At 26.5% G+C, this 17,778-nt stretch carries 18 protein-coding genes; 8 read left to right on the forward strand and 10 right to left on the reverse strand.

Annotation, left to right across the window (positions count from 1 at the left end; translation table 11 throughout):
• Positions 1-360: 360 nt before the first annotated feature.
• From ACRDDE_RS10990 to ACRDDE_RS11000, 3 genes are all read right to left on the reverse strand, one after another.
• Positions 361-1,032 carry a hypothetical protein gene (locus ACRDDE_RS10990; RefSeq protein ID WP_438627252.1) on the reverse strand — a complete coding sequence of 224 codons (672 nt, stop codon included), beginning with the start codon at positions 1,030-1,032 and terminating at the stop codon, positions 361-363.
• Between the two features lie 193 nt (positions 1,033-1,225).
• Positions 1,226-1,984, reverse strand: coding sequence for a recombinase family protein (locus tag ACRDDE_RS10995; protein ID WP_438627254.1), 759 nt, complete (start codon positions 1,982-1,984; stop codon positions 1,226-1,228).
• Positions 1,981-2,331 (reverse strand): hypothetical protein, encoded by a 351-nt coding sequence (locus tag ACRDDE_RS11000; RefSeq protein WP_438627256.1) that lies wholly within the window; start codon positions 2,329-2,331, stop codon positions 1,981-1,983. Before ACRDDE_RS11000 ends, ACRDDE_RS10995 begins: the two co-directional genes overlap by 4 nt.
• Positions 2,332-2,794: 463 nt before the next feature.
• On the opposite strand from ACRDDE_RS11000, the gene ACRDDE_RS11005 reads away from it, so the two are divergent.
• A complete protein-coding gene (locus ACRDDE_RS11005; protein WP_438627258.1) occupies positions 2,795-3,607 on the forward strand; it encodes a ParA family protein in 813 nt (270 codons plus the stop codon).
• A complete protein-coding gene (locus ACRDDE_RS11010; RefSeq protein ID WP_438627260.1) occupies positions 3,608-3,940 on the forward strand; it encodes a hypothetical protein in 333 nt (110 codons plus the stop codon).
• Between the two features lie 98 nt (positions 3,941-4,038).
• On the opposite strand, the gene ACRDDE_RS11015 is transcribed toward ACRDDE_RS11010, so the two are convergent.
• Positions 4,039-5,478, reverse strand: coding sequence for a hypothetical protein (locus ACRDDE_RS11015; RefSeq protein ID WP_438627262.1), 1,440 nt, complete (start codon positions 5,476-5,478; stop codon positions 4,039-4,041).
• A gap of 213 nt (positions 5,479-5,691) precedes the next feature.
• On the opposite strand from ACRDDE_RS11015, the gene ACRDDE_RS11020 reads away from it, so the two are divergent.
• Positions 5,692-5,931: a sigma factor gene (locus ACRDDE_RS11020; RefSeq protein WP_438627264.1), complete on the forward strand. Its 240-nt coding sequence runs from the start codon at positions 5,692-5,694 to the stop codon at positions 5,929-5,931.
• 238 nt (positions 5,932-6,169) lie between these two features.
• Here the strand turns inward: ACRDDE_RS11020 and ACRDDE_RS11025 are convergent, their stop codons facing one another.
• From ACRDDE_RS11025 to ACRDDE_RS11045, 5 genes are all read right to left on the reverse strand, one after another.
• Positions 6,170-7,270, reverse strand: a complete 1,101-nt coding sequence (locus ACRDDE_RS11025; protein ID WP_438627266.1) for a DUF4179 domain-containing protein — start codon at positions 7,268-7,270, stop codon at positions 6,170-6,172.
• A 1-nt stretch (position 7,271) separates the two neighbouring features.
• Positions 7,272-7,805, reverse strand: coding sequence for a sigma-70 family RNA polymerase sigma factor (locus ACRDDE_RS11030; protein WP_438627268.1), 534 nt, complete (start codon positions 7,803-7,805; stop codon positions 7,272-7,274).
• 309 nt (positions 7,806-8,114) lie between these two features.
• On the reverse strand, positions 8,115-9,005 hold the full coding sequence (locus tag ACRDDE_RS11035; protein WP_438627270.1) for a DUF4179 domain-containing protein: 891 nt from the start codon (positions 9,003-9,005) through the stop codon (positions 8,115-8,117).
• 85 nt (positions 9,006-9,090) lie between these two features.
• Positions 9,091-9,606 (reverse strand): hypothetical protein, encoded by a 516-nt coding sequence (locus ACRDDE_RS11040; protein ID WP_438627272.1) that lies wholly within the window; start codon positions 9,604-9,606, stop codon positions 9,091-9,093.
• 72 nt (positions 9,607-9,678) lie between these two features.
• Entirely contained in the window at positions 9,679-10,059 is a 381-nt protein-coding gene (locus ACRDDE_RS11045; protein ID WP_438627274.1) for a hypothetical protein, read from the reverse strand.
• 368 nt (positions 10,060-10,427) lie between these two features.
• Between ACRDDE_RS11045 and ACRDDE_RS11050 the strand changes: the two genes are divergently transcribed.
• The 3 genes from ACRDDE_RS11050 (at position 10,428) to ACRDDE_RS11060 (ending at position 14,644) form a co-directional block, all read left to right on the forward strand.
• Positions 10,428-11,426: a CPBP family intramembrane glutamic endopeptidase gene (locus ACRDDE_RS11050; protein ID WP_438627276.1), complete on the forward strand. Its 999-nt coding sequence runs from the start codon at positions 10,428-10,430 to the stop codon at positions 11,424-11,426.
• A gap of 310 nt (positions 11,427-11,736) precedes the next feature.
• A complete protein-coding gene (locus ACRDDE_RS11055) occupies positions 11,737-13,032 on the forward strand; it encodes a hemolysin family protein (protein WP_438627278.1) in 1,296 nt (431 codons plus the stop codon).
• 283 nt (positions 13,033-13,315) lie between these two features.
• The gene (locus ACRDDE_RS11060; protein WP_438627280.1) at positions 13,316-14,644 is read left to right on the forward strand and encodes a hemolysin family protein; all 1,329 of its coding nucleotides are present in this window, start codon (positions 13,316-13,318) and stop codon (positions 14,642-14,644) included.
• 73 nt (positions 14,645-14,717) lie between these two features.
• Here the strand turns inward: ACRDDE_RS11060 and ACRDDE_RS11065 are convergent, their stop codons facing one another.
• Complete coding sequence (locus tag ACRDDE_RS11065) at positions 14,718-16,145, reverse strand: pyridoxal phosphate-dependent decarboxylase family protein (RefSeq protein WP_438627282.1); 1,428 nt, start codon at positions 16,143-16,145, stop codon at positions 14,718-14,720.
• A gap of 360 nt (positions 16,146-16,505) precedes the next feature.
• On the opposite strand from ACRDDE_RS11065, the gene ACRDDE_RS11070 reads away from it, so the two are divergent.
• Entirely contained in the window at positions 16,506-16,799 is a 294-nt protein-coding gene (locus tag ACRDDE_RS11070) for a nitrous oxide-stimulated promoter family protein (protein WP_438627284.1), read from the forward strand.
• Positions 16,800-16,997: 198 nt separating this feature from the next.
• Positions 16,998-17,756: a SagB/ThcOx family dehydrogenase gene (locus ACRDDE_RS11075; RefSeq protein ID WP_438627286.1), complete on the forward strand. Its 759-nt coding sequence runs from the start codon at positions 16,998-17,000 to the stop codon at positions 17,754-17,756.
• Positions 17,757-17,778 lie beyond the last annotated feature (22 nt).

Below are 17,778 nucleotides of genomic sequence, written 5' to 3' on the forward strand. Positions count from 1 at the left end.
TATAGAATAATTATTATTTCAGATTTGAAGTATCCTTTAAATCTAGTTTTAAGGGATACTTCAATGAATAAGATAGCTATTGAACTTTATTTAAAAATCTAATATCTAACCATTGTCTAATCTTATTATATTCATTTTATATTTCAATTTTACTTTATATTTTATTTATATTAAAATAAAAACATAAATAAAACACCCCAAATAGTTGAATTAAATTTTGTATACTTTAAAGATTCATATTTATTATGGGTATTTTATTTACCCCCAAAACCAAAACTAAATATTTTGCGATAACAGAAAAAAAGACTTTTAAGTGAATACTTAAAGTCTTTTTTTTCTATGTATAAATTTATAATAACATTACAGTTTAAAATTTTTATAAAAATCAATATAAGACTCTAATATATAGTTTAGAAATTCTTGTTGATTTATACCCTTACCAGATAATTCGCTAGCTATAGATTCAAATTCACTAAGGATAGTTTCGTCAATTCTTAAACTTTTAACTTTATAATTTCTTTTCTCTTGCTTAAACTTATAAATATCGTTTACTATATCTTCTAAACTAGATACCTCATTGTTAGAAGGCTTATTTTTATTTCCTTCTATAAATTCTTTTAGTATATCTATGTTTTTAAGTAGGTAACTGAGGTTGTCTGAGTCAGATGAATTTAAAATAAGTCCATTATGATTAGCAGTTCTAGTTGATATAGTTTTGTTTATACTATTGAGATCGTTGTTTGAAAAGTTCGATTTGTTAATTTCTGATATCGTTTTGTTTTCGGATGTAAGCTGATTACTTACTGTAAGCTTACTGTAAGGTCGTCCGGTATCGATTTTGTTGTTTAAGACGTATTGATTAATTTCTTTATTAAAAACATATCCTTGTTTTAGAGCTCTTCCAGCAACTGTACTCCTTGCTATCCCAATGTTTTTGCATAATATGGTCAATGAGATTCCTTCGGTCAGGTTTGTATTCAAATAATCTATTTGATTGTCTATACCTAATTTATTAAATTCGTCCTTATTCAAACTGATCCCCCCTAATAAAAAATACATAAATCTTACAATGAGCTTACAAACATATTTTTATCTATTACTTGTTGTAATTACTTAAAAACATGCCTGTAAGATATATGTAATATAACTATAATATAATTGTAAGCGATATATAAGAATAAAGCTTACAAAAATTTATAAAAATGTTCGACAATAAAAAACATATCTAACTTACTTTTGAATTAACCTTATTCCACATATAGCGACTGATTATAGGTGGGACTTGTAGGTTAATTTTATTTTTTTCTATTTTTCCATCATACTTATATGTTCCTGTGTAAATAGGATTTGAAAGAATATAAGCTACTCTTTGTTTCGTAAAATTATATTTACGCCCAATTCTTTCATATGAAACACCTTTACTTCTAAGCTTGAATATTTCTTTTACTATTATTGCTTCATCCTGTTTGACTAGCAACATATCATTTTCAACCAATTTATACCCAAGTGGTACTCTGCCACCAGGGAATAGATTTTTCTTTCCTTTAGCAACTCTACCAGAGTGAGTTCTTTCAGATATTAGCTTTCGCTCAAACTCAGAGAAACTACCGATCATTTGAAGAAACAGCAATCCTTGAGCGGTGTTAGTGTTAAATTGCTCGGTAAGTGATATAAATCCTACCCCTATTTCTTGAAGGTAGTCAACCATGATCATTAGATTTTTAAGACTCCTATGAATTCTATCTGCTTTGTAGACTATAATTGTATCTACACTATTTTCTTTATCTGATACAAATTCAATCATTTTATTATAGGACGGTCTATCTGAGTCTTTTGCGGACCATCCTTCATCAACATACGTATTTACTAATTCTATATTATTTAATTTACAATAAAGCTCTATCTTTTCACGCTGCATTTCTATAGATGTGTTGTCAATTTGTGATGCGGTAGATATCCTAAGATATCCTACTACTTTTTTCATAGTTTAACGATTAAGCTCCTAAAATTATTGATTTTTAACCGACCTCTTAAATTCCCTTCTAAGGCTTTTGAAAAATGTTTTTGATATTTTACATCGCACAAATTTTGACGGTTTCTATATGAATAATCGCTATTAAAAGATTCTCTTTTTAAAGATAGATAATTTTTAAAATCAAATAATTTGAAAATACCTCTATTTTTATATTCTAGTAAAAATAATTCATCACTTACAAGCATGATATCTTCTGTTTTATTTGAATAATATAATAATCTAGGATTCATAATACTATATAAGGAATTTTTAGTATCCTTAGAGTTAAATATCATATCTATTAAGTTTTTACTCATTTTAATAAATCTCCTCCCTATTTGTGATAATAATTTAAATTAAGGCTATAAAAGTGCAGTCAAAAAAATTGAGATTTATTTGACTTTTATTTCTAATAATATCGTAAAAATTGTTGGAAAACAATGGATAGATAAGAATTTACATATGAAATTTTTAAAAATACTTATAATTACATGTGATAATTTATGTTGCAAATTAAAAAAAATTAAAAATTAGTATGTTTTAGCAAACTAAATACATTTTAATGATTAAAATTAAATTATTTAAGTAGATTTTAAAAAGTATATATTTTTAAGTGAAAAACTTTGTTTATATATAGTAAATGATTAAATTAAAACAGTAATAAAACTATAAATTAACTAAGTTAATTTATAGTTTTATTACTGTTTTAATTTTGTTTCAAAATAGTTTAATTTATGATATTATATAAGTAGAACTTATAAAAATCTTGGAGGAAAACTAATGCAAACTAAGTTAATAACTTATTTTAATATAAAAGGCGGTATTTACAAGACTTCTATGTCTATAATAACTGCTTATGAATTAGCAAAAGATAAAAATACAAATATACTATTATGGGACTTAGATTTACAAGAAAACTTAACTCAATATGTATATAAAGTTAACCATGAAGACAAAACAACTATAGATATAGTTGATGGATTAAGTGCAGAAGAAGTGATAGTTAAATGTCCAAATCCAAATTACCCTAATATAGACATAATACCTTCTGATATAGGACTAGCTATGTTAGATGAAAAAATAAGCTTACAACCGGCTAGAGAAAAAGTTCTTGCAAGATGGTATATGCAAAATATTGATGTACTTGAAAAGTATGATTACATAATTTGTGACTTGTCACCTAGTTACAATTTAACAGCTAAGAACATACTTTATTTAGCCGACTCTATAATAGTGCCTATAATGGATAAAAATATATCTTCTTTAAGAGGGGCAGCATTATTTAAAGAACTATGGACTAGAGATAAGTACTATTTAGAAAAAGATGATAATGATATAAAAGCTACTGTATTAGTTGGATATGAAAAGCAGAGAACACAAGTATCTGATTTATTCGATCAGTATCTTCAAAAGTTTGAAGAATTAAAAAATATGATGCTAAATTCATTTATAAGAAGAAATACTTTCGTTGAAAAAGCATTACTAAGCAAATTAAGTATAAGTGATTATTTAAAGAAAAATGGACAAACTCATTTCAGTAAAGAAGAAGTTGAAAATATGATAAAAGAATTAAAAGAAAAGGATGTGCTGTAGATGCCTAAAATAGATATTAACTTATTAAATGAAGAAGTTCCTACAACTAGAAAATCAACTATTGTTAATGAGGTAAATGAAACAAAATCTTCACTATCTATATATGATATAGTTAAAAAAGAAAAGAAAAAATCTAAAGAACAAGTTGGAGTTACTTTAGATAAAGATATAGTAGACAAGTTAAAAACAGTAGTTATAGATTCTAATATAACTATGTCTAAATTATTTGAAAATCTACTTACTCCATTACTTGAAGATGTTGAAATAAGCAAGAAAAACGTAGATACATACAATAATAAAAACAAATTAAAAGGTAGAAGAAAATCAGAATAGTTTTTTAATAAAATTAAAGCGACTGTGATTAATAAATAATTTCAGTCGCTTTTGATTTATAGTCAATATGGTATACAAAAATACATAATTATATATTTTTATACCATACTGAATCGATAATTTGTTCTAGTCCAATAACAATCTACATTTGATACGCAAGTTTCAAATAATCTTACATCAGGTCTATTTTTTATTTGCTTAACCTCATATCCTGCAACAATAGGGTCTTGTAATGATGTCCACGTATCATACCAAGGTGGTGTATATCCAGTTGTATATTGTGGGGTATTTCCATCGATATATATATTAGTATTTCCAATTGCATTATCAATTTGATTAACAAGAGTAGTTGTAAGACCTATAAATCCTTTTCTTTTACTATTCGTAAATGTATTATTACAAGCACTTATAAATGCAAAATTGCTTAAGCCAGGACTATTTTGCAGGTTTGGTAACAACACTGGAGAAGTGTTATCTGCATTTAAAGTATTGTTATTGACATACAGTTGTAATCCACTTCCATTTAATTCATCAAATAAAATTAATTCTCTAAATGACGATGGATATATAGTACTTGGGTCTGTTGTTGGAGTAGGGGGTGGAACTAGTGGCTCGGGTTGAGATGTGTTACTTATTAAAAGAGCTCCAGTAAGAGTACCACCACCAAGATTAGATACTCTTATAAAGCCTTGTCGTCTATCTCCTCCTATTCCATAAATAGTATTGCTATCTGTAATACAAGTACCTGATATATTATGCAAAAATAAGCAATACCTTGTATTAGTAGAATTTCTATTGTAATTAAATGTACATTTTGTAACTTGGAACTCACCTGTTTTTAGCTCTATTGCATTTTTTAAATAATCAAATATACAATTATTTATATAAATTGAATTAAATGATACACCGCTTGAGTATATAAGTGATGGGTAGTTAAGAGGCACAGGTGTTAATCCAGGTGATTCAATAAATGATATACTATCAATCACTACATTACTACTTCCTATTACTATTATAGGCTCATATGGAGCTGGAGGACTATATGTTATTATTGAAGTTGGAGCTCCATTTGAATCTACTGATCCTTGTAAATATAAAGGATATGAAATTGTTATATTATCATTGAGAATATAATTACCTGCTGCAAGCTTTATAGCTGGCTTTTGTGCAGAAATTGCATTTTCTAATTCTAAGACAGTGCTTACAATAGTAAATGTTCCTGGCGTAGGTAAATTTCTTGGAGTTGGGGTTGGAGGAGTTTTATTTTTCAAATATACATATCCAGTTGAAAAATCAACATAGTAGGTTTCTCCTGGATTACAAGATGCAGGAGCTCCAGCGCCTCCTAACACTCCAGGACCTGGAGGCCCTTCTGGACCTATATTTCCTTGGGGGCCTTGAGTCCCCTGTGGACCTATATCACCTTGAGGACCTGGAGGTCCTTTTAACTTATTAATAAGGTTACAAAAAAGCCAGTAATCATTATAATCGCAGTTACAATAATAATCATCTCCATTAGATGTACAATTATTGCTCATGTTTAAACACTCCTTTCTAAGTTCAAACAGCGTTTACTGTGTTATATATATATTTTATGAGTATGAGTTGAATTAAGTTACACTTAGTCAAAATAAGTTATGTTTTGAGAGAAGATTTTTTCAAAAAAAGTATGTTTTTGATAGATAATATGATTTTGAAACGAAATAATATATGAGAATAGAATTTCAAGTTACGATATCGGAGGAAAATGAATGAAAATTACAGAAGAAAATTTTATTCTAAAGCTTAAGCAAAAAGATGAACGGGCATTAGAATATGTAATTGATAATTATGGGTGGGTTATAAAATCCATAGTGAAAAAAAGTATGTATAACTTAGAATCATATCACGATGAGTGTTTAAACGATATTTTGATAGGTGTATGGAATAATATAGATAGATTTGACAAAAACAAATGTTCTTTTAAAAATTGGGTTGTGAAATTACAATAGATTTAAATAAATAAAATAATTACAATTTACAATCAGTTAGATCAAAACATATAGAATTTAATTTCATTGTATGAAACTGATGAAGATGCGAAAAAAGATAGGTCGCTTGCAATATCAATGGATTAAAAATAAACTAGGAAGTAACAAAAAGAAAAGCTATAAGGCATATTAATAATGCTTTATAGTTTTTCTTTTTATGCTAAAGCAAACTTTTTAGAAATAATAAATTATATCTAATTTAAGGAATATCTATTTCTATTTTTTCATCTTCAAAATACTTAGTCTCTGTATTAGGGATAAAAAGACCAGGGGTTATTATGATTTTCTTTTCTGTACCTTTAAGGTTAAAGTGGTAATACATATCATTTTTGCTACAACTTCCACTATTACCACCTAATAAGCTATTGCCACGTTCATCTTCTATAGAAAAATCTGTGGCATATTGTAAACGCGTTATCTCAGACTGATCTCCTTCTAATTGTGTTTTAATATTAACTGAAATAGGAGATATTTTTATTTCATCAATTTTCAACTTAACTTTGTCGTTTATATTTATATATTTATTAACATTAAAAACCTTTAAATCACTAGATATAGTAGAAGTATTTATAAGCGTATTAAACTCCCAGTTCCCAAAAGTTTTAAATAGTAGTCTTCCTTTTTCAGTTTTTGATTCGCCTATATCAAAATCTTTAAATTGAATTTTTAAGTTGTAATCTTTATCTTTTTCTAAACTATCAAGTAAATCAATATCTGTATCTCCAATACCATCTCCATCAGTATCTTTACTATTTAAATTAATAGTATATAAAAATTCTTTTTTATTTTCATTTTTAACATCTCTTGGGATTATTCCTCCACCTTGACCAGGGAAAGAAATATCTCCTATGGTTATTATAGGTATATCAGGCATGAAATCTTTTTTATTAACTCCATGTTTTTTAAAATCAAAATTAGTATAATCCATACTTAAACTTATAATTAATTGTCCATCATCTAACATTACATCTCCTAAATTAAGAACTAATCCGTTATCGGTTATTGATTGATCTCCTTCAAATTTATACTTATCAAACTCACTATAATCTCTATCTAAGAAGGACTCAATACGACCTGCTAAAAGATTTATATATGCCCATGTAGTTTCATTCGTTAGAGCTACTGTTCCAAGTATAAGAACTGCTGAGACACTTGCTGCAAGTAGTTTTTTAGTTGTTTGCTTTCTTGATTTTAACTTAGATTTCATTATATTTTTCATTTTAGTATTATCAGTTTTTACTTCATTATATTTATCAAATTGAATTTTTTCGTTGTTTAATACTTTATATTTATCTATCAATTTATTTTCCTCCTTCATTTAATAAAGATTTTCTTATTTTGGCCTTTCCCCTAGATAATTTGCTATGTACACTTGAAATAGCTAACTTTTTATCATTTGCTATATCTATTACACTTTCATCATTTAGGTAATATCGTCTAAATATTTCTTTATCTTCTTCGGATAAGAATTTTAATGTTTCATTTAATTCCTCTTGAATTTCAATTTTTAGTAAATTTTTATCTATGTAATAGTTTTGTTCGTCTAAATCTGAAATTTCTATTTTATTTAAATACTTTCTTTTGTAATCAATTGCTTTATATTTAGCTATTGCACATATCCAGTTTTTAAAAGTATTTTTATCTTGGTCAAAGCCTTCTACATTATCCCAAATAGCTAATAAAGTATCACTAACACACTCTTCTTCATAATTAATAAGAGATCCTAGATGGTATCTAATTACAGAAGTAATAAGAGCATTATACTGATCTATTAGAATTTCCATTCCTTTTTGATTTTTCTTTTTTATATATTTAATCATTAACTTGTCTTTCAAGTTGTTTCCTCCTCACTATAAAAGCTTTTACATTACTTAATTCGTAAACTAACACAAAAAACTTGCATATTTAAATATCTTTTTATTAATCTTTCTTGTTAATAAGGTAATTAACAAGGAATAAGTACGCATTGTAATGAAATTTTTGTTTTTAATTTCTTTATAGATATATGATTAATTATTTTATTAATTAGCTAAATAACAAGATATAATAGAAAGTATAGTCACAGTAAAAAAGCCTCTAGATTAAACCAAATAGTTAAATCTAGAGACTTTAATTACATTATTTATTTTTAAGTTCAACTGGTATTACTTTAAATCAATATCAAAGTCCGACCCAACTTTCTTCCACTTATTATTAGAAGAATCTGATGCATATAAAGAAAGATTTAATTTACTAGAATCTTTTTTTATACTTTTATAGGAATTATCAAGTTTAAAAATTCCTTTTCCATTATTACTATAGTCACAATAAAACTCAACTTTATTTCCAAGATTATCATTTCCAGCAAGTTTCATAAGATACTCTGTTCCATCAGTAGGTAAACTAAATTCAATTTTTGTGCCTAAGCTATTACTAATATATTTACTTAGCTTAATTGTTTTTCCATCTTCTAATTTAAACTTTTTATTTAAATTTACAGTCAATGTATCCTTAACTAAAGCATCAGCATTAGTATTAAAGTTAAAACTCCAGTCACCCTTTATTGTCTCAGAACCTGTATCGTCTAGCATTTGTATACCTGGATATTCAACTCTAACATTAACCTCTCCACTTAATTCTTTATCTAAAAAGTAAGTAGTGACTTTATTCATAGTGGAGTCATTGAGCATTTCAGAGTTACCATTAGAATCTGAGTTTATACGAGTTCCATTTATAAATACTGACTCTAACATCTCTGGATATCCATTAAATCCACCATTATCAGATTTTACAGTAGAAGATATCGTTAGCTCGTTTTTGTCCAGAATAACTTTATTTAGAGTTATTGTATAACCATTATTTTTTATAGGCTTATTTATCGCTTTTTTATACTCATTTAAATCAGAGTCTAATCCAAAGTTACTAGCTATACTACCAAATATATCTTTCACTTGAGATGAACCCTCATCATTAAAAATCAATAATCCTCCGATAAGAACTAAAGATAGTGAAGATGTAATTACAATAATTTTAATTCTTTTTTTTGTTTTATTCACAATTTCCACCCCTAATTTATATATACAACTACATAGATATTACAAATGTTTAAAAAGTTTCACTTTTTATTATATTTAAGATTAACTAGTGTTTTAAGCTATTGTAGTTTTGTTTATCTACATCATCGAAAAACTTATTATTATCCACTATTTCGTTAATCAGTTCTATATTTAAACTTTTAGCAATACAATTTTTTTCCCCTGATTTTTCTGAAACTATATTATGTAGCTTTATAATATCCTCATCAATTAATCCATAGTTAACTTTATCTACCAAGTATCCTATGTCTGTATACGTATCTATATCCCCTTTCATATAAATCTCATTTTCACATAGAGTAACGCCTAAATTCCTAGCGTATTTAGTTGGAGAAATTACTTTAACATCTTTTCTATTAGTTTTAACAAAAGAATGTGTGAGTTCATGAATATATTCATAAACTTCTAGATTATTATTTTTACTTGTTATATATGTTGCATTTTTTAAGACTGGTATGCTATTTTCATGTTCTTTAGAAAACAAAATAGTCACTATGCTAAATAGTAGTATAACTATTATAAATACCACTCCTATCCCACAATAAGGTAATAAATTTTTCATAGATACTCCTTTTTTAATACTATATCAATCTTATAATTCACCACTTTTACTTAGAATAATTTATACTATATCTTATTTACTTAGTTCTGAATGTAAATTAAATTGCTCAGTTAAACTTTTATTAGATATTTTATCCGTAGAGAGTTCTTCACATACTTCATTTGACATTCCTAGATTTACTGAGCTAAATATCTTTGAATTTTTTAACATTAGCAAGATTCTCATGCCACTGCCATTTACAACTATTTCAGATGATATCTTATCTTGATTATCATTTGACTCATCGTTATTGTCTGAATCTTCATTTCCTTTACCTGCAATATTTTTATTGTAATTATAATCTTTAGATTTTGATTTATCTGCCTTTTGCTCATCATTTTCAAATTTGAATATTTCTGATTCTTTAGCATATATATTTTTGTATTGTGTCGTATTTACATTTTGTACTTTCATTATATTTCTCCCTTTATTCAAATTAATTACATTATTTTCCATATTAATTCTAGCATAGATTTAACTAATTAATTATATAAAGTTTAAGTTTTATTTTTTTCGACTTAATTCGTCATTTTGATTTAACTTCTGACTAAAATTTAAGACAAATAATTACAACGCTATGAATTTTATTGGGACATCTTAATTTTAATGGTAATATTTAACAGTAAATAAGTATAATAAAGTTCAGTGGATTTATAAGAGAGAATTTTAGTGCATATGTATATAGAATAATGGTATTAATTTTATAAATAGATTAACCAGATTAGATTATAAAATTTATTAAATCTAAGATAAAAAAGAATTAAATTTTAGGAGGAGTTAAAATGTGTAATGATATTAGAGTTACAAAACAAGAAGTAAGGAACTTCTTATTAATTAATTTTGGATTGATTATTTTTATATCCATATTTATATTTATTAGCTTTTCTAAACCAAATAGTGATGATTTCCTATATAACTTTGCTATAACATTCATGTATATTCCAGCCTTTTCAGTGATGGTGGTGCTTAAAAAAAGTTCTAATTATGAATTTAATAATGTTGTAAACAAGTTTTTTAACTTTTTTATAATAGCAACAATATTAAGAATTATTTTTTCTATAGTCGAACCTTTTTTAATAAAGAATGTGATTATTTCTTCTTTAATAGATCCAATTTTATCTTTGTATATTTTATATAGTGTATTTGTAAATTCTTCTGACTTTGAAATTTTCAATTTATCACTAAATAAAAACTTTAAAAAGGTATTGTTCTGTATAGGCATATATTTAGTTATATTTACAGTTGGATGTAGTCCTGACCTTATACATATGCACTTTAGTGTAGCGGATTTTATTGATGCATTACTACAAATTTCAGTTGGGATTGTTATGAATATAATATTGGGCATTAGCTTGTTTTTTGGAGAAGAGTTTGGGTGGAGATATTTCCTACAACCTAGACTTCAAAAGATATACGGGAAAAGATTAGGAGTGATAATACTAGGACCTATATGGGGTATTTGGCACTTACCTCTTTGTATGACTCTTTACAGCCCTCAAACTCCGGTTTATTGCATTATAAGTCATGTATTATTCTGTACAACACTTGGAGTATTTTTAGGGTATGCTTATATGAAAACAGAAAATCTGTGGACTCCAATGCTAATTCATTTAATCGGAAACTTAATTGCACTTTCAAATGGCGGTGGGCTAGATACTATAATTACATTAAACGACCTTTTAATAGCTATTTTATTTGAGTCTGTACTATATTTACCATTTTTATTTGCAAAAGTATATAGACCTAACAAAGATGGCATAGGGGTATCTATTGATAATTAGAAAATTACAAAAAGGGTTGTATAAAATATATACACCCCTTTTTTAAGGCCTTAAAATAATAAAACTAATGAATAAATCTTTCTTATTCAACACTATTATTACTTTAATAAGCTAATTTTAATAATTTTCTGCTCTAACTTCAAAAAATCTTTGAGAGTACACAGTACATATAAATAATTCTGAAAATTCTCCTTCATCTATATAAAATTATAACATTTGATAATTTAGCTTTTATTTAATCGTAAAATGCTAATAATATGTTATATAATAATTCGCATTTATAATAATTTGAGAGGTGAATAATATACATATGATTATTTTTATAAATATACTTTTAGTATTTTTTCTTGTCTTTTTAAATGGTTTTTTCGTTGCTACAGAATTTGCTATGGTAAAAGTTAGAAAATCTAGGATAGAAACATTAATAATTCAAGGTAATAAACGTGCTAAGCGTACTTTAATAGTTGTTAAAGATTTAAACTCATACTTATCAGCTTGTCAGCTTGGAATAACTTTAGCATCTTTAGGATTAGGATGGGTAGGAGAGCCTGCTATTTTACGTTTGTTAATGCCCATATTTAATCTATTTAATTTGCCTTCAAGTATAGAACATTCAATTGCATTTATTATTGCATTTTCAATTATAACTGGATGTCATATTGTATTTGGAGAATTGGTTCCTAAATCACTAGCAATTATAAGTCCGGAAAAAATAGCTTTAAGTACAGCTTTTCCACTTATACTTTTTTACAAATTAACATATCCTGTTATGTGGATATTCAATCATAGTACAAATTGGATATTAAAGGTATTTGGACTTTCTCAAGTTGATGAAAATGAATCAGTTCATACTGATGAGGAAATAAAACTATTAGTTGAAGAAAGTTATAATCATGGCTTAGTTGATAAAACTGAATTAACTCTTGTAGATAATATATTCGATTTTTCTGATAAAACAGTAAAAGATATAATGGTACCACGTACTGATATTACAAATATTTTCATAGAAGATTCTTTTGATGATATAGTAGCCTATACGTTAGAAGAACAGCTTACTAGATATCCTGTATGTAAAGAAAATAAAGATAATGTAATTGGATTTATCCATATCAAGGATTTATACAAACAAAAAATTGAGGGCAATAATCAAGATATAAGACATATCATTAGAGAAATTAAACTTGTCCCAGAATCTATGCTAATAAGTGAACTTCTTAAAATATTTAAAAAAGAAAAAGTACAAGTGGCTTTAGTTATTGATGAGTATGGCGGAACTGCTGGATTAGTAACGATAGAAGATATTTTAGAAGAAATTGTGGGCGAAATTCAAGATGAGTTTGACGAGGAAGAAGATGCTATTATTAAGTGTGAAGATAATAGCTATATAGTAGACGGAAAGGTTCTAATTGAAGATATAACTCAGTTTTTATATATAGATATTGAAGATGAGCATATTGATACTATTGGAGGTTGGGCATATACTCATCTGGATTCCTACCCTAAAGATAATGATAAATTTACTTATAAAAACTATGAATTTACTATATTAAAATGCAATAGAAAAAGAATAAACAAATTGTTAATTAAAAATTTATCTGATAAATAATTAAGAACCCTTTAGCTATTAATGAACGTAGTTAAGGGGTATTTATATATTTTGCAACTTTTTAATTTAATTAGAATATTAATATTATATATAAATATTGATAAAAGTTAATTCATAGATTATAATGTACTTTAAATAAAAAATTACTAAATGCTATTTAATAAATTTCTATTTTAAACTTTATTTACAAAATAGGATTATTAGCAATATCTTCAGGAATATATTAATTAGTTTTTAAAAATGTTTCTGATGGTTTTTTATTTATTATTTTAAGGAGGAAGAAATGAATAATTTAGATTCAGACCCCGGGGCCTTTATGCCTCAAATAATTTTAATAGTATTACTTACTGCTATTAACGCGTTTTTCGCATCAGCAGAAATGGCTATAGTTTCTGTAAATAAATCAAAAATCAAACAATTAAGTGCAAGCGGAAACAAGAAAGCTCAATTGCTTGAAAGGCTTATGGAAGACCCAAGCAATTTCTTATCAACTATTCAAATTGGAATAACTTTAGCTGGATTTTTCTCAAGTGCATCTGCTGCTACAGGAATATCTACGCACCTTTCAAAGATATTAGCTCCACTTAGTATACCTTATTCTAATGAATTATGTATGTTTTTAGTAACAATAATACTTTCATATTTTACATTAGTATTTGGAGAATTAGTACCTAAAAGAATTGCTTTGAAAAAAGCGGAGAAGATATCTTTATTTTCAGTAAAATCAATTTACATTATATCTAAAATTGCAAAACCATTTATAAAACTTTTATCATTTTCAGCTAGTCTGGTTTTAAAAATAACAAGAAATAATGATATGGATATTGAAGAAAGAATTTCTGAAGAAGAAATTAGAACTTTAATATCACAATCTCAAGAAGATGGATGTATTGAAAATGAAGAAAAACAGATGATATATAGCATATTTGAATTTAATGATAAGACTGCTAAGGAAATTATGACATCTAGACATGATATGTTTGCGGTAAACATAGACGATGATTTGGATGAAATACTAGAAGGAGTAATAACATCAGGATACTCTAGAATACCTGTATATGAAGATAATAAGGATAATATACTCGGGATATTATATGTAAAAGACTTATTAGTAAAAGCTAAGAAGGTTGGATTTAAAAATATAAATTTAAAAACAATGCTTCATGACCCATATTTTGTTTCAAAGTCTATTAGAACAAATGAATTATTTAAACTTCTAAAGGATAAAAAGGTCCACTTAGCGTTATTAATTGATGAATATGGTGGAATAGAAGGTCTAGTAACTATGGAAGATTTAATTGAAGAAATTATGGGAGATATTGAGGATGAATACGATAAAACTAAATCTACTATAACACAAATTGATGATAGTAATTTTATTGTAAAAGGATATTTGACAATAAGTGAATTTAACAATAAATTTGATATAGATATAGAGCAAGGTGATTACGACACTTTAAATGGATACATACTTACATTGTTAGGTGATTTCCCAGAAGAAGGTCGAGAAATTGAATTAGACAATTTTACATTTTTAATTGAGAATGTAAATAAAAGAAGAATTGAAGATATAAAAGTAAGTATAAAAAACAGATGTGCTCAAATATCATAATAAATTTTTATACACTTAAATCTAAACAAAAATGAGTAAATCCTTTAAGATAGGGATTTACTCATTTTTTATATTATACAGCACTTAAACTAAAGTTATGAGTTAATAAGTGTTTTGCAAATTCATCTAGTTTGCTTATTGTTTGTTTTATATCATTTTCTGTTGTTTCATGATTAATAGCACACATTCTTAAAACAACTTTACCATTTAAAACTGTTGTAAATATTCCTGCATAGTTTTCTTGAAGTGCTAAATGTGAAATATTATTATTAAGTGCATCTATATCTTGTTCAGACATTCCAGATGGAGCATATCTAAAATTGATAATTGCTAATTTAGGATCAGATATTATTTCCCAATTCTCAAATCCTAATAATGCATTCTTAATATATTCTGCAAGATGAATACCGTATTCAATTCTTCTGCTCATTTCACTAGTTCCTAGAGTTTGTAATGTAAACCAAAGTTTAAGACCCCTAGTCGGTCTTGTTAATTCAATACCTATGTTTCCATAGTTTATTTCATCGTCATTTATATCTAAGTCTCTTAAATACTCTGGATTTTCACTAAAACTTCTTGCTAAATCATTTTTATCTTTTACAAGAACCATTGCACAACTATATGTTTGGAATAACCATTTATGAGCATCCCAACTTAAACTATCAGCATTTTCTATTCCTTTTAATAAATGATTGTAGTTTTCAGATAATAATATTGATGCTCCATAAGCTCCATCAACATGCATCCATAAACTATATTTTGAACATATATCAGATATTTCTGGTATTGGATCAATGCTTCCAGTATTTGTAGTACCTGCACTCGCTATAACAACAAATGGATGTAGACCATTTGTTATATCATTTCTTATTGCTTTTTCTAATTCATCTATTTTCATTCTGTAATTAGAATCTGAAGGTATTTTTCTGATATTTTTAGGAGATATTCCTGATATTTTAAGTGCCTTTTTTATTGAACTATGAGTTTGGTCAGATACATACGCCGTTCCCACATGTAATTTATCAAATGAAAGTTTATTATCTCTTGCAGCTACCATTGCTGTAAGATTTGCCATAGATCCTCCTGAAACAAATAGTCCGCTCGATTGTTCTGTGTTATATCCAGCTTTTTCAGATAACCACTTAATTAATGTTTTTTCAATGAAACTAGCAGCTGATGTTGTCATCCAGCATCCAGCATGCAAGTTGTAAGCACTGGACATTACATCTCCAATCCAAGAGTTCAAATCTGCTGGCCCAGGTATAAATCCAAAAAATCTTGGATGGTTTACCCTTGCTCCATACTCATAAACCTCTTTCATCATTTCTTCCATAACTTCTTGTACCTGTCTCCCCTGACTAGGTATATTTATGTTTCTAAGTTTATTTATTTGATTAGAATCAGCTACTTTTACTACTTCATTAGATTCTAACGATTCAAGTCCTTTAAAGTATTGATCAATAAAATAATTTAAAGAATCTTTAAGTTCTAAATTGTTCATGTTGCTTTACCCCCATTTCTACGCAATTGTCCTTATCTTTTTTAAGCCACGTTCATGATATCATCAAAATATATATTAATCAAACTACGGTTTCTGTATTATAATTAAATTTCGCGCTTGCAAATCGTAAAATTTAAGCTTATATAACCAAAATTTGGAATAAATCAATTAAAATTAAATTTAGCAATTGCATAAACAGTTCAAAAGATTAAGAAAATAATAAAAAAATAGTTAAAAAATAAAGTAACTGTATGTTTATTTCGATAAATAATTTAATTTACTTTAGATTATTTGAACTTACATATATGTGCTAAAAGGATATATAATTTGAAATAAGTACATTTTTTAAGGGAGGGTTATATGAATAGAATAGAAAAGGAAAAAAAGACGGTACAGTTAATGATATATATATACTGTAAGAAGAAGCATAAATGTACAAATGAATTATGTGAAGAATGTAATGAAATTTTAAACTATGCTCATAAAAGGTTAGATGCATGTAAGTTTGGTGATGAAAAAAGTTTTTGTAGCAAATGTCATGTACACTGTTATAAAAATGATATGCAAGTTAAAATTAAAGAAGTTATGAAATTCTCAGGTCCAAGACTTATCATATATAGTCCTGTGCAATTTATAAAGCATATTTTTGAATAGCTTAATTAATTTGAATATAAATTCAAAAGTGTAACATATGTTACAGTGCATTTGCTATATTTTAGGTATAATTTTTATTGTTCTAATCAGAAAAATGTAAGAACAAATAAAACTTAATTTACAATCTGTATAATTATAAAACATTAACTTTAAACAATTTTAATATATAAATATATAGATTTTAGTAAGGGGACACCTATGGATAAAATTAAAAAGAACCGTGAATTTTTTAAAGCTGACTTCGAAGTATTAAAACAAGTAAAAACCGATAAACAAAAAGGTATTTTACCCTTACCTTTTCAAAAAGAATATGATAAAAATTCTGAATTGATAGATTTACCATCTATAAATAAAAGTATTTTAGTCAAATCTAATGTATTAGACTGTATACAAGATAGAAGAAGTATTCGTAAATATAGTAATGAAAAAATAACTTTATATGAGCTTTCATATCTACTTTGGGCTACTCAAGGCATCCAAAGTGTAAAAAATAATTTCACTGCATTAAGAACAGTGCCTTCTGCCGGATGTACTCATCCTTTTGAGACATACTTAATAATCAATAATGTTAATGATTTAAATCCTGGAATTTATAGATACTTACCATTAGAACATAAGCTTTTGTTTGTAAAAAAATTAAATAATATAATTAATGAAATAAATAAGGCTACTCCAAATCAACCTTTTGTACAAGACTTTGTATCTAAAAGTGCTGTTGTTTTCGCTTGGAGTTGTATTCCATATAGAAGTGAGCATAGATTTAGTATAACTGCTCATAAAAAAATACTTATAGATATTGGTCATGTTTGTCAAAATCTTTATATAGCATCAGAATCTCTTAATTGTGGTACTTGTGCTATTGGAATTTATGATCAAAATATCATTGATGATATGCTAGATTTGGATGGAGAAGATGAATTTATAATTTATATGGCTTCTCTGGGGAAAAAGCTTTAGCATTATTAAAATCTAATTAACT

Origin of the sequence: Paraclostridium sp. (assembly GCF_051656405.1) — a bacterium.
Lineage (GTDB): Bacteria > Bacillota > Clostridia > Peptostreptococcales > Peptostreptococcaceae > Paraclostridium.

Coding starts and splice junctions, on each gene's coding strand:
- ACRDDE_RS11015 (WP_438627262.1), bottom strand. CDS start 5,478: ATGAGCAATAATTGTACATCTAATGGAGATGATTATTATTGTAACTGC.
- ACRDDE_RS10995 (WP_438627254.1), bottom strand. CDS start 1,984: ATGAAAAAAGTAGTAGGATATCTTAGGATATCTACCGCATCACAAATT.
- ACRDDE_RS11020 (WP_438627264.1), top strand. CDS start 5,692: ATGAAAATTACAGAAGAAAATTTTATTCTAAAGCTTAAGCAAAAAGAT.
- ACRDDE_RS11010 (WP_438627260.1), top strand. CDS start 3,608: ATGCCTAAAATAGATATTAACTTATTAAATGAAGAAGTTCCTACAACT.
- ACRDDE_RS11065 (WP_438627282.1), bottom strand. CDS start 16,145: ATGAACAATTTAGAACTTAAAGATTCTTTAAATTATTTTATTGATCAA.
- ACRDDE_RS11045 (WP_438627274.1), bottom strand. CDS start 10,059: ATGAAAGTACAAAATGTAAATACGACACAATACAAAAATATATATGCT.
- ACRDDE_RS11040 (WP_438627272.1), bottom strand. CDS start 9,606: ATGAAAAATTTATTACCTTATTGTGGGATAGGAGTGGTATTTATAATA.
- ACRDDE_RS11055 (WP_438627278.1), top strand. CDS start 11,737: ATGATTATTTTTATAAATATACTTTTAGTATTTTTTCTTGTCTTTTTA.
- ACRDDE_RS11070 (WP_438627284.1), top strand. CDS start 16,506: ATGAATAGAATAGAAAAGGAAAAAAAGACGGTACAGTTAATGATATAT.
- ACRDDE_RS11005 (WP_438627258.1), top strand. CDS start 2,795: ATGCAAACTAAGTTAATAACTTATTTTAATATAAAAGGCGGTATTTAC.
- ACRDDE_RS11050 (WP_438627276.1), top strand. CDS start 10,428: ATGTGTAATGATATTAGAGTTACAAAACAAGAAGTAAGGAACTTCTTA.
- ACRDDE_RS11000 (WP_438627256.1), bottom strand. CDS start 2,331: ATGAGTAAAAACTTAATAGATATGATATTTAACTCTAAGGATACTAAA.
- ACRDDE_RS11075 (WP_438627286.1), top strand. CDS start 16,998: ATGGATAAAATTAAAAAGAACCGTGAATTTTTTAAAGCTGACTTCGAA.
- ACRDDE_RS11060 (WP_438627280.1), top strand. CDS start 13,316: ATGAATAATTTAGATTCAGACCCCGGGGCCTTTATGCCTCAAATAATT.